Consider the following 12,568-nt stretch of genomic DNA (forward strand, 5'->3'; position numbering starts at 1 on the left):
TTCACTTTATTTGAAATAATCTTTAATCCATTAAAACCATATTATAACCAAAAAAGATACCAAAAAACAAAAATTAGGTAGGAATTAGAATAAATAAATAATTTTTTTTTATGTTAGTGAATTCTACTAACCAAACAAATACAAATGATAAAATCTATCAAAATTGCACTACTTTTAGTGTGCTTTCCAGTTGTTTTATACGCTCAAAAAAATCAAGGCTACTGCGCTACAATGGAAATGCTTGAATACCAACAATCAAAAGATCCTTTCTTAAAGAAAAGAATGGAAATAATAGAGACATTCACTCGAAAAAATATCAAAAAGCAACAAAAAAACGAAAAGCAACAAAAAATTGCTGGAGATGTTTACAGAATTCCTGTTGTGGTTCATATACTATATAATGAAGAATCAGAAAACATAAGTGACGCCCAAATAAAATCTCAGATAACAACTACAAATAGAGACTTTGCCTATCTAAGAACAATAAACAAATGGCCTCAAGCAGCAAATACTGAAATTGAATTTTATCTAGCCAAAGTAGATCCCAACGGCAAAGAAACAAACGGAATAACAAGAAAAAAAACAGATAAGACTAATTGGTTTTATTATTTTAATCCTGATAAAACCAATGATATTAAAAGAACATCAAAAGGTGGTGTTTCTCCATGGAATCCAGAAGAATATTTAAACATTTGGGTAGTTAACTTAGGTAAGAATTTATATGGTTATGCTCAGTTTCCCGGAGGAGATATTAGTACCGACGGTGTTGTTGTAAATGTAAAATGCTTTGGAAATAAACGTTGGAATTCATCTTTTGATTTAAAACCTACAAGAGAATTCGGTAAAACCTTAACCCATGAGATTGGTCATTATTTGAACTTACGTCATATCTGGGGCGATGGTGATTGTAGAGAAGATGATTTTGTCGCAGATACTCCGAATTCAGACGCTCCCAATTATGGTATCCAAAAAAGCCATATGTCATGCGGTTCTTTAGATATGATAGAAAACTTCATGGACTACTCTGATGACGAAGTGATGAGTATTTTTACAGAAGGACAAAAACAAAGAATGAGAACTGTTTTTGATGACGGTGGTGCAAGAAGAAAGTTGGCTGAATCTGATAAAGAACTAGTATGTGGAACTGTTGAAAACTACAGAAAAATTGTCGAAATAAACAACAAAGTTTGGATTGAATGGGATGCACCTTTTAACAGTTATGAATATATTATAAAATATAAATCGGAAAATGGAAATGAACATACAAAAACTGTTAAAGATGGAAAAACAAAGGCTGTTTTAGATCAATTGGAGCCTGGTGCCATACACGAAATACAAATTGGAGCAGTATGCCGTAATAAAAATGAAGTTAATTATAATTCTTTTATATATATCCCAGACAACCTTCATTATACACCATGTGAAACTGGTATTTCCGAATTAAATGATACTGAAAACCAATATGATAATAACGATTACGATGATGACATCGAATACAAAGCTGGCCACATTTCAGAAATAATGGTTAATGATGATGTCAATATGATGAATTATTCGAATTACAACGACCAATTTTACTCTAATTTTCTGTGGAATACACTCCTTACATTTAAAGCTGATGCAGAAAATTCATTGTACATTGGAGCTGAGAATTACTCAATGGACTATAGCTTTGCTGTATTTATTGACTATAATTGGGATGGTTCATTTACACAAGATGAAAGAGTTCATTTCACACCCCCAACTATTTTTCATGATCAATATAACACAAATTACATTCGTAAAGAAATAACTATAAAGCTTTCAAAAGACCTTCCTTTTGGAGAAATTTACCCTATGCGAATAGCTTATCGAACAGACTCAAAAGCTGCCACTGGATGTGGAGAGTTTGACGCTGGTGAAATTGAAGATTATTTTGTTATTATTTCGTCTGAGTCAGACTATTCACCTAGGGAAAGTCAAAACATTCTAAATGACAACTATTTATCTTTGGTAAAATCGAATAAATTACTCAACAAAAAGGATAAAATCACATTATTTCCTAGTCAAGCAACCAATTCTATTAATATTAAAACAAATTTTTCCCCTATGAATTCTGTTTTTGAAATTATTAACACATTGGGGCAAGTAAAAATGAAAGGTAAATTAAAATACTCTCCGATTATTGATATATCTGGATTAAAGCCAGGAATATACCATTTCATCTTAAATAACAATAAGAAAAATGCTAAATCCTTTGTAAAACTATAACGAGCAAGTAATTAAAAAAGCGTTTTAAAATTATTTAATGATAATTTTAAAACGCTTTTTTATTAGATCAATATTTTTTTATTGTAATCGCCAAATTTACTTCAATCCTCTTGCTTTCAACATTGGTTCAGACTTTGGATCTCTTCCCGCGAATATTTTATACATTTCTGCATAATCCATTGTATTTCCTTTTGATAAAACATCTTCTCGAAATTTTTGTCCATTTTGACGGTTTAACAATCCATTATTTTTAAACCAATCGAAAGCATCATGACTTAACATTTCTGTCCATAAATAAGAATAATATCCTGCAGCATAACCGCCACTAAATATATGCGCAAAATAAGTCGATCTATATCTAGGAGGAACCTCTTTGACTTCCAAATTCATCTTAGCTAGAGCATGTTCCTCAAACTTCGCTACACTTTCAATGTTTGTATCTTCAGTGATGGTGTGCCATTGCATATCTATATTAGAGGAACATAAGTTTTCAATCATAGAATACCCTTGGTTAAACGTTCCGGCATCTTTTATCTTTTTAAGTAACGCATCTGAAATCACCTTTCCAGACTGGTAATGGATTGCGTAGTTATTTAATACTTGAGGATGCGTTGCCCAATTTTCATTAAACTGAGATGGGAATTCTACAAAATCTCTGGCAACGCTTGTTCCTGAGATTGATTCGTATTTTTGATTTGCAAAAAAACCATGTAAAGCATGTCCAAATTCATGGAAAGTTGTTTCTACATTATCGAAACTAATTAGAGCTGGTTCACCTTCTGCCGGTTTTGGAAAATTACAAACGTTATAAATAACTGGTTTTTGATTTCTTAATTTAGATTGTTTAACAAACGAACTCATCCAAGCACCTCCTCTTTTACTATCGCGTGCAAAAAAATCCCCATAAAATAACCCTAACTTGGAACCATCTTCCTCGAAAATCTCGTAAACTAATACATCTGGATGATAGACTGGAATATCCGTACGTCTTTTGAAAGAAAGACCGTATAGCTTTGTCGCTGCATAAAAAACACCTTTTTCTAGGACATTATTTAGTTCAAAATATTGTTTTACTTCATTTTCATTTAAACTATACTTTGACTTACGTACTTTTTCTGCATAGTGACTCCAATCATAAGGAGCTAATTTAAAACCTTTTCCTTCTTTATCAATTTCTTTTTGAATCTCCTTTACCTCTGATTTAACCTTTTCTAAAGAACCTGAAATCAACCCATCAAACATCTTAAAAACCCTCTCTGGACTTGAAGCCATTGTACCCTGTAAACTCCAACTCGCATAATTTTCAAATCCTAAAATATTTGCTTTTTTTGCGCGAAGCTTAACCATCTTTTTTACTAATTCATTTGTTTGAAAGTTTCCAATGTCCGATCTATGTATTGACTTTTCAAATAAAGCTTTTCTTGTATCTCTATTTTCTAAAGATTGTAGTAATGGCTGTTGAGTGGTATTAATTAGTTGAATTGAATAAACTCCTTCTTTCTCCAAAGAAGCAATTTTATCTTCAGATAAGCCTACCAAATCTTCTTTTTTAGTTACTTCGAGTCCTCCCTTTTTGCTTGAATTCAATAGTTTTTTTCCAAAGTCATTTGATAAACTAGCTAACTCTGCATTAATTTTTTTTAATTCCTTTTTTTTATATTCGGCAAGGTTCGCTCCTGCTTTAACAAAGTTCTTGTAATATTCTTTTACTAAATGTTTTGATTCTTCGTCTAATTTTACATTCTCTATATTTTGGTACACTACTTTTACCTTATCAAATAATTTAGTGTTAAGTAATATCTCATCTTGATGATTTGATAGCTTCGGAGCTAATTCTTTCTGAATCTGCTTAATTGTATCATTTGTATGCGCACCCGCTAAAGCATAAAAAACTGAAATAGCTCTATCTAGAACTGAATCACTCTCTTCTATGGCTAAAATTGTGTTTTCAAAATTCGGTTTCTCTTTATTCTTTACTATTTCACTTATTTTGTTATTCTGTAACTCCATTCCCTTTATAATGGCCGGCATAAAATGCTTATTTTTTATTTTCCTAAAATCAGGTGCCTCATAATCTAAATTACTTTTTACCAATAATGGATTTTCAATCTTTTCCATGACTACGGACTCTTTTGAATTGTTATTTGTTTTGCAACTTAATATAAAGGTTAAAGTTGTAAAAAGAATGTATTTTTTCATCTTTCCTTAAGGATTAATGGATACTTTTATTCATAACGGTATTAAGTATCCTTTCATTAGTTATTCAATAAAATTTGGGGAAAACTTCTAATTTCACAACAATAATACTATTTTTATTATATAAACTAAAAAACAAACATCAAGAATTTGTTAACATCTTAACGCCTATCTTAAGGAACACTATTTAAGAAATCATTTTTACTATTTGCTACCCACTGTCACATGGATTTTTTCTAAGCTTAAAAACTATATAATTTTATTTTAATTACTCTTCTACTGCTTTTAAACTTAAATCTAGATTAGATACAGAATGAGTGATTGCTCCTGATGAAATAAAATTAACACCACATTCTGCATACTTCCTGATTGTTTCTTCATTAATACCTCCAGATGATTCCGTTAGACAAGAATCGCCGATTAACTTAACTGCTTTTCGAGTATCTTCGAAATTAAAATTATCAATCAACACCCTATAAACCCCTTTATTATCAAGTATTTCTCTAATTTCATCAAGGTTTCTTGCTTCAACTATAATTTTAAGATCTAATTTTTTTTCTGCTAAATACGCTTTTGTTTTTGTTATAGCTTGTGTTATTCCTCCTGCAAAATCAATATGATTATCTTTTATCATTATCATATCGTATAGAGCAAATCGATGGTTTTCTCCTCCTCCTATTTTTACCGCCCATTTTTCTAGGGCTCTTATACCTGGCGTAGTTTTTCTAGTATCTAAAACTTTTGTATTTGTTCCTTTTAGTAAATCTGTATAAAAACGTGTTTTTGTTGCAATTGCACTCATCCTTTGCATAGCATTTAAAACTAAACGTTCTCCTTTTAGTATCGACTGAGAGTTTCCAGAAACATACAAAACTACATCCCCCCTTTTAACTCTGTCCCCATCTTGCTTAAGGATTTCTATTTTTATTGATTTGTCAACATAATCAAATACTTTTTTAGCAAATTCTACCCCTGCTATAATCCCTTCATCTTTTACTAAAAGTTGTGCTTTTCCTTTTGCCTCTTTTGGTATGCACGATAATGATGTATGATCTCCTTCACCCACATCCTCTCTAATTGCATTTGCAATAATTAAATCTAATTCTTTATTAAATTGTTCTCTAGATATCATAGTGTTAAATTGTTCGGGTAAAAGTAAACTTTTTAATAGAAAATTTTAAAGAATTTAATCCCCATATACCTTTACAAAAGCAAAAAAAATAATTTTTCAAACAAAAAAGACCTTTATTGTTATTTTTATTTAAAAAAACAGATAAAAGCTTTTATTCACTAGCTTCGCGCCCCTAAAATTAAATACAACACAAAATGAATTTCAAGCTAAACAATGTATTTATTTACATTACACTTTTTCTATTAAATGGATGTCAAAATGATATAAACACCGATTATTTAGCAGAAAATGACATTGAACTCAATATTGATTTCAAAGCAGTAAAAAATGAAATACACACACTCGCAAATAAAATACAAAATCTTTCTTTTCACAAAAAGAAAAGCCTTTCAAATCACTCTTTTTCAAACGCTCAAAGAGATAAAGAAAAGACAAGTGTTAAAAATCCAATATTCATAAGTCTTGATAGAATGCAAGAAAACTTAAAAAAATTATTAGAAGAATCAGAAAAAGGAATTCCAACACCAGAAATAGATGAAATGCCCACCCCTTTTTTACCTCCAAATGGCAATAGCAAAGACGACTTATTCTTTAAAAACATGTTTTTTAATATTCTTGAAATGCAAGAAACTTTAAGAGAATTAATAGAAGGATATAACAAATTAGTTATAAGACTCAATTTAACCATCTTGAAAAACCCAAATACCTTACCACAAACCGATGATATTATATTAGTTACTAAATTTAGGCAAATTGCAATAGACGAAATAACTTTTGTCAAAGAGCATGTAAATTATTACAACCAGAGAATTAATTTATACTTTCCTGATGTGAACCATCAACGAAAAATGTCCGGATATTATTCTTTTGACAACTCTCATATTAGCTATAATGAATCTGAATTTTCTATTGAAGACATTTCCAATTTCTCTTACTCTTACCATAAAAAATTCATCACCAAAGATGTTCTAAAAGAAAAAAATGCTAAACTTCATCTTCATCGACCAGAAGTAGGCAAAAGAAGAGGCACTATTTTTTTAAATTCCAGAAAACCAAATGTTATAAGAGGATCACTAGGAAATGATTTTGGAAGTTATTCTCTTGGCGTAGCTATCGGAATGGCCATTGAGTACGCAATAACTGGTAGAATATATCACTATAGAAACGTGTATAGATGCGACTAATAAAAATCATATTTATTTTACTATTCTTTTAAAAAATTAAATCTAGAAATAACGCTCTCTTGTATTAAGATACAACGTTAACATAACATATGAAATCAAAACTACACTCCTCATTATTAAATAATATTAATAAAAAATCATATAAAATAAATAAAACGATCAACCACCTTATAATCGTAGATATAACAGCGAAAATAACACATATACTCATTACACTGTCCTTATTTTACTCCTGCCAAAATGACTTGATGCTAAAAAAGCAAGAAAACACTGATACTCTTTTTTATGAAGCTCAAAAAAAAACGAGCATGTTTTCAAAAAAAATAAAACAATTATCCACCTTACAAGACCTACATAATATTCTTATTAAACAAGGAAGCTCATGTCGTAATTCAAAAGATTTTAGAAATAAACTCCCTGTATTCAAAATAGAACAAATGCCCTCTCCTTTTTTACATCCAAACGGGAGTAGTGGTATTGATCTATATTTTAAAAATATTTTCTTTCGAATTCTTGAAATGCAAGAAACCCTAAGAGACTTAATTGAGTACTATAATAAGTTTACAATCAAGACTAATCTAAACTTTTTATCCCATCCAGCACAAATACACAATTCTACTGAAATTAAGAACCTAATCAAGTTGAGAAACGTTGTTTCTGAGGAAATTGATTTTGTAAAAAATGAAATAAGTAACTATAATTCTAGAATTAATACTTACTTCCCAAACGTAAGTATTAATCATAAAAAAGCAGGATATTATTCCTATGATAACTCTCACTTTCTGTATAATCAGTTTGAATTTTCAATCGAAGACATAGACAACTTCTCTTATTGTTTTCACCAAAAAATAGTTAACGAAGATCTTTTGAAATTAAAAAATCCAAAACTAAAACTTAAAAAACCTGAAGTTGGCTCGAGAAGAGGAACTGTCTTTGTAAATGCAGGGAAACCAAATATTATAAGAGGAACACTAGGAAATGATTTTGGAGGGTATGCTTTGGGAGCTACTATCGGCATGACCATTGAATATGCTATTTCGGGCAAGATCTATTATTATAAAAATTCAATATAGAATTAGATTTTATAGTCTAAAAAATATTTTGGAAAATTCAATAAAGTTTCCAGACTGTTATAAAAATTATCACAATTCTATCTTTATTTTATATATTAAGAAAACTAAATTCGACTTAATAAAATTCCCTTCCTCTTTTCAACTATTTTTAAAACTTATCAAATATGAATAAAACAACAGTAATTATTTTGATGATTGTAAGTATTTACAGATGTCAAGACGATACACAAATACTCTTCTCCCCTGAAGAGCGTGAAACTTTTAAAATAAATAAACGGCTCGATAAGACAGAAAACAAATTAAAGCAACGTGAAAAAATTATTTTTTCAAAAGTAAAAGGGACGAAAAAGGGATTTCAACTCCCTGAAGTAGAACAAATGCCAACCCCTTATTTACACCCCAATGGAAATAGTGAAGCCGATTTGTTCTACAAAAATCGTTTTTTTTACATACTAGATATAAAAGAATCTTTAAGGAACTTACTAGAACATTATAATAAATTTACAATCCACACCAACCTGAATGTCTTATCGCATCCCGCACAGATACACATTTCAGAAGAGCTTCCAAAATTATTAGCTTATCGGCGTCTAATGATAAAAGAGATTAAATTTGTAAAAAATGAAATATTAAAATACAATAGTTTAATTGAAATAGACTTTCCTAATATAAGTTATCAATGTAAAATGGCCGGATATTACTCCTTTGATAATAAACACATTAAATTTAATAGAAATGAGTTCTCTATAGAAGATGTCGATAATTTTTCATATAGCTACCATCGAAAACTAGTTACTAAAAACCTATTAAAAGCAAAAAACGCAAAACTAAAACTTCAAAAACCTCAAGTTGGTTCCAGGCGTGGAACTGTTTTTATTTCTCCTGGAAAACCCAATATTATTAGAGGAGTATTTGGCAACGATTTTGGTAGTTATTCTCTCGGAGTTGCTATTGGAATGACCATTGAATATGCTATTACAGGTGAAATATACTATTACAAAAATGCTTTATAAGCAGCTAAATTATTTCCTATGACACACTGAAATCGTTGATGATTCTACGATAGGAAATCATTTCCTTTTATTCGCTTATTATCCCTCACTTGCACTTAACTCGACACAACAGAAGAAAAATTAATTTAAAAAAAATGAATATAAATAGTACTCACTGATAAACAAAAAACTAAATTAAAATATGAATTTTTTTTAATCTGAGTTCTTTATTAGATTTCCCCAAAATATTTTAATAAACAAAACATGAAAATTAAATTGAAAACACAATTACTTACCATTACACTAAGTTTATTTTTTGCATGCCAAAAAGACCTAGAATTAAAAACCTCGATGGACGAGTGTAACTTTGAGTTCGATGCAATTCAAAAAGCGGAGCTACTTTCTGAGAAAAAACAAGATTTATTATCCTTCCCCGGTAAAAGTAAACCTCCTACAAGCATTCATTTGAACAGAACTTACAATTCTAAAAAGACAAAACAAAAATTTCCTACATATGATTTGGAGATAATGCCTACTCCATACTTACCTCCCAGTGGCAAAAGTGAATTAGATATTCGCTACAAAGACGCTTTCTTCTATATTCTTGATAGAAAAGAAGATCTAAGAGATTATTTAGAAAAGTATAACACTTTTATGATAAACAATAACTTATTAAAACTATCTCACCCAGCTCAATTACATGATATCGATGATTCTGATTCCTTCGTTAAATTAAGACGTTTTGTTAAAGAAGCAAAACGTGAAATACAAATTGTAAGAGAAAAAATAAATTTATATAACAATGAAATTAGTTATTTTTTTCCTAATGTAAGTCATGGCCATAAAATGGCTGGTTACTATTCCTTTGATAATTCTCATATTATCGTTAGTAATCTAGAAGAATTTTCAATAGAAGACGTTGATTATTTCAGCTTTAGTTATGGAAAAAGACTTATATCTAATAAATTTTTCACCACAGGTCAGCATAAATCAAAAATTCATAAACCACAAGTAGGTACTAGACGAGGAACTGTATTTGTAAACTCTTCTAAACCTAGTGTTATAAGGGGTACTTTTGGTAATGACTTTGGAGCCTGTGAACTTGGTAAACTTGTAGGAATGTGCATAGAATATGCCATTACTGGTGAATTATATTATTACAAATAGTTTTTATTAATATCTTTATTTGATTTAAAAATTATTACGAACCATGAAGTTGTTTTACATCTAACAGTGGTTTATTAACAACCGAATTATAAATTCTTAGAGTTTTTATTTAAAAACATTAAATAATTACAATTTTGAAATAAAAATAACACGGAATAACAAAGGTAATCTTTTCGTTAAAGCTTTTTCTCGACTAGCTTACCTTTTTTTAAAACAACTAGATTGTCATAATTTTTTGTATCTCCATATAACATGTTATCTTTTTTATATGTCTTATTTAAATCAATGATTAGAAATCATTATTATTTTAATTTTTTTCATAAAACTTATCTTGTTTTGTTGAAACAAATGTAGTAATTAAAACACATATAACCTCAATTAAGTTTAACTTTTAACAAATATTTTAAAACAAAATATTTTACAATCTGTAATTCAATACGGTATGTAAAAAACCAATAAACAAACCTAAAAAACAAACACATATAACACAAAATATAATTTAATTATATTTTTTTAATCAACAGATACAGTTTAATCAAGGGGTTATTGTTTATCTAAAACACATCTTATATAAACAAAAACAGCAAAAAACATTAATTAAAAATTAAACACTCTTTCTATAAATAATCTAGTTAACTAAAAAATGAACAATTCTATTTAACAAAAATTTCTTTTATGAGTAAACTCAATGAAAAATATAACAAAAATCGTTACCATCTAAAAACCTTAGTTAGATTCAGTCTCAGAACCATTAAACTAATAAAAATGAACACTAAATTAATATTACACCTTGCAAGCTCCCTTATTTTACTTGGATGTCAGGATACGGAACAGTTCGATAACCCAAACAATAAAAAAAGGATTTTTAACAATAATAATTTTTATCAAAAATCAGAAAAAAACATAAAGACTCATCTTTCAAAAGGAATAAACAATAATTTTCCTGTACCAAAAATAGGACATATGCCCATCCCTTATTTATACCCAAATGGAGAAAGTGAAGATGATCTTTTTTTTAGAGATACTTTTTTTAAAATTCTTGAGAACGAAGAATTATTAAGAAACATGTTAGAAAATTACAATACGTTTACTATAAAAACTAATTTAAATATGTTGTCACACCCAGCCTATATACATTTATTTTCTGATGACCTTTCAAGACTATTCAATTTTCGAAGAATTATTATAAACGAAATTGAGTCTCTGAAGAATAAAATCAACAATTACAATCGTAAAATAAATCTTTATTTTCCTAAAATAAGTCATTACCATAAAATGTCTGGTTATTACTCTTTTGACAATACACATTTAAATTACAACCGTGAGGAATTTTCAATTGAGGATGTGGATAATTTTTCCTATAGCTATCATAAAAAATTAATTACTAAAAATATTTTAAAATCTGAAAGCCCAAAATTAAAACTTCACAAACCAGAAGTTGGGAATAGAAGAGGAACTGTTTTTGTTACTGCTGGTAAACCAAATATTGTTAGAGGAACTTTTGGAGAAGACCTGGGAGCATACGCACTTGGTGCTGCTGTTGGTATGACAATAGAATATGCTATAACTGGCAAAATATACTACTATAAAAACGCGATTTAATATTTACAACTTCAATGAACATAAAAAAAGAAATCATGGTTAACTTAAAAATAGGTTTTATATTAATTATCATTTATTCGCTTAATGGATGTCAAAGTGAGCTAGATCTTCAAAAACAATCTAAAAACAACATTTCTTTCTCAAATTTAAAACACACCATAACTTCAATCTCTAAAAAAATTCATGAATTGTCTTATTTAAATTCTGTAAAGATTGATTTAGATAATTTAAAACCAAATTACTCAAAGAAAAAACTAATTGTACATTCAACTGAAAAAATAGATCTAATGCCTACTCCCTATTTACCTCCAAACGGTAACAGTAGAGAAGATGTTCTCTTTATAGATCGATTTTTTAATTTTCTTGAAATGACAGAAGCGCTAAGAGACCTATTAGAACATTACAACAGATTTACAATCCATACCAATTTAAATTTTTTAACACATCCTGCGCAAATATACAGCTCCGATGATTTTATAAGATTAATAAAATTTCGTAAAATAATTCTAAAAGAAATTGCATTCGTTAGAAATGAAATACTTAATTACAACAATACAATTGATAATCATTTCCCTCAAATAAGTTATCATCATAAAATGGCAGGATACTATTCTTTTGACAACACTCATAAAGTATTTAATCAAGACGAATTTTCTATTACAGAAGTTAGTAACATGGCTTTTAGTTATCATTTTAAACTAATAGATAAAAATATTTTAAAATTGAAAACTCCAAAGCTAAGGCTTCACAAACCAGAAGTTGGAAAAAGAAGAGGAACGGTTTTTATTACTCCTGGTAAACCCAATACTATTAGGGGTGTATTTGGTAATGATTTTGGAGCATACAATCTTGGTTTGGCCGTTGGCATGACAATAGAATATGCCATAACAGGGAAAATATACTATTACCAAGGTAATTAGATTACTTACTCTAACTATTGAAAATTTCAACAGATAAAAAAGCTCTAAATAT

The 12,568-nt window shown here is 28.9% G+C and carries 9 protein-coding genes; 7 read left to right on the forward strand and 2 right to left on the reverse strand.

The genetic code is table 11. The annotated features are described in order from the left end of the window. Positions 1-144 precede the first annotated feature (144 nt). A complete protein-coding gene (locus tag ACSIGE_RS05145; RefSeq protein WP_440881710.1) occupies positions 145-2,250 on the forward strand; it encodes a M43 family zinc metalloprotease in 2,106 nt (701 codons plus the stop codon). 96 nt (positions 2,251-2,346) lie between these two features. Here the strand turns inward: ACSIGE_RS05145 and ACSIGE_RS05150 are convergent, their stop codons facing one another. Further along, positions 2,347-4,449 (reverse strand): M3 family metallopeptidase, encoded by a 2,103-nt coding sequence (locus tag ACSIGE_RS05150; protein WP_440881711.1) that lies wholly within the window; start codon positions 4,447-4,449, stop codon positions 2,347-2,349. Positions 4,450-4,714: 265 nt separating this feature from the next. After that, positions 4,715-5,578: a carboxylating nicotinate-nucleotide diphosphorylase gene (gene nadC, locus ACSIGE_RS05155; protein ID WP_440881712.1), complete on the reverse strand. Its 864-nt coding sequence runs from the start codon at positions 5,576-5,578 to the stop codon at positions 4,715-4,717. A gap of 194 nt (positions 5,579-5,772) precedes the next feature. Here nadC and ACSIGE_RS05160 point away from each other — a divergent pair, with 194 nt between their 5' ends. From ACSIGE_RS05160 to ACSIGE_RS05185, 6 genes are all read left to right on the forward strand, one after another. Then, positions 5,773-6,762, forward strand: coding sequence for a hypothetical protein (locus ACSIGE_RS05160; RefSeq protein ID WP_440881713.1), 990 nt, complete (start codon positions 5,773-5,775; stop codon positions 6,760-6,762). Between the two features lie 89 nt (positions 6,763-6,851). Beyond that, positions 6,852-7,835: a hypothetical protein gene (locus tag ACSIGE_RS05165; RefSeq protein ID WP_440881714.1), complete on the forward strand. Its 984-nt coding sequence runs from the start codon at positions 6,852-6,854 to the stop codon at positions 7,833-7,835. A 164-nt stretch (positions 7,836-7,999) separates the two neighbouring features. Then, the gene (locus ACSIGE_RS05170) at positions 8,000-8,848 is read left to right on the forward strand and encodes a hypothetical protein (protein WP_440881715.1); all 849 of its coding nucleotides are present in this window, start codon (positions 8,000-8,002) and stop codon (positions 8,846-8,848) included. Between the two features lie 243 nt (positions 8,849-9,091). After that, a complete protein-coding gene (locus ACSIGE_RS05175; RefSeq protein WP_440881716.1) occupies positions 9,092-9,994 on the forward strand; it encodes a hypothetical protein in 903 nt (300 codons plus the stop codon). Between the two features lie 765 nt (positions 9,995-10,759). Continuing rightward, a complete protein-coding gene (locus ACSIGE_RS05180; RefSeq protein WP_440881717.1) occupies positions 10,760-11,596 on the forward strand; it encodes a hypothetical protein in 837 nt (278 codons plus the stop codon). 14 nt (positions 11,597-11,610) lie between these two features. Beyond that, a complete protein-coding gene (locus ACSIGE_RS05185) occupies positions 11,611-12,516 on the forward strand; it encodes a hypothetical protein (protein WP_440881718.1) in 906 nt (301 codons plus the stop codon). The last annotated feature ends 52 nt before the right edge of the window (positions 12,517-12,568 follow it).

Origin of the sequence: Tenacibaculum profundi (assembly GCF_052050075.1) — a bacterium.
Lineage (GTDB): Bacteria > Bacteroidota > Bacteroidia > Flavobacteriales > Flavobacteriaceae > Polaribacter.

What these genes read in the sequence shown, in the direction of transcription:
- ACSIGE_RS05160 (WP_440881713.1), top strand. Translation starts at nt 5,773, where the DNA reads ATGAATTTCAAGCTAAACAATGTATTTATTTACATTACACTTTTTCTA.
- ACSIGE_RS05175 (WP_440881716.1), top strand. Translation starts at nt 9,092, where the DNA reads ATGAAAATTAAATTGAAAACACAATTACTTACCATTACACTAAGTTTA.
- ACSIGE_RS05180 (WP_440881717.1), top strand. Translation starts at nt 10,760, where the DNA reads ATGAACACTAAATTAATATTACACCTTGCAAGCTCCCTTATTTTACTT.
- ACSIGE_RS05145 (WP_440881710.1), top strand. Translation starts at nt 145, where the DNA reads ATGATAAAATCTATCAAAATTGCACTACTTTTAGTGTGCTTTCCAGTT.
- ACSIGE_RS05165 (WP_440881714.1), top strand. Translation starts at nt 6,852, where the DNA reads ATGAAATCAAAACTACACTCCTCATTATTAAATAATATTAATAAAAAA.
- ACSIGE_RS05150 (WP_440881711.1), bottom strand. Translation starts at nt 4,449, where the DNA reads ATGAAAAAATACATTCTTTTTACAACTTTAACCTTTATATTAAGTTGC.
- ACSIGE_RS05170 (WP_440881715.1), top strand. Translation starts at nt 8,000, where the DNA reads ATGAATAAAACAACAGTAATTATTTTGATGATTGTAAGTATTTACAGA.
- ACSIGE_RS05185 (WP_440881718.1), top strand. Translation starts at nt 11,611, where the DNA reads ATGAACATAAAAAAAGAAATCATGGTTAACTTAAAAATAGGTTTTATA.
- nadC (WP_440881712.1), bottom strand. Translation starts at nt 5,578, where the DNA reads ATGATATCTAGAGAACAATTTAATAAAGAATTAGATTTAATTATTGCA.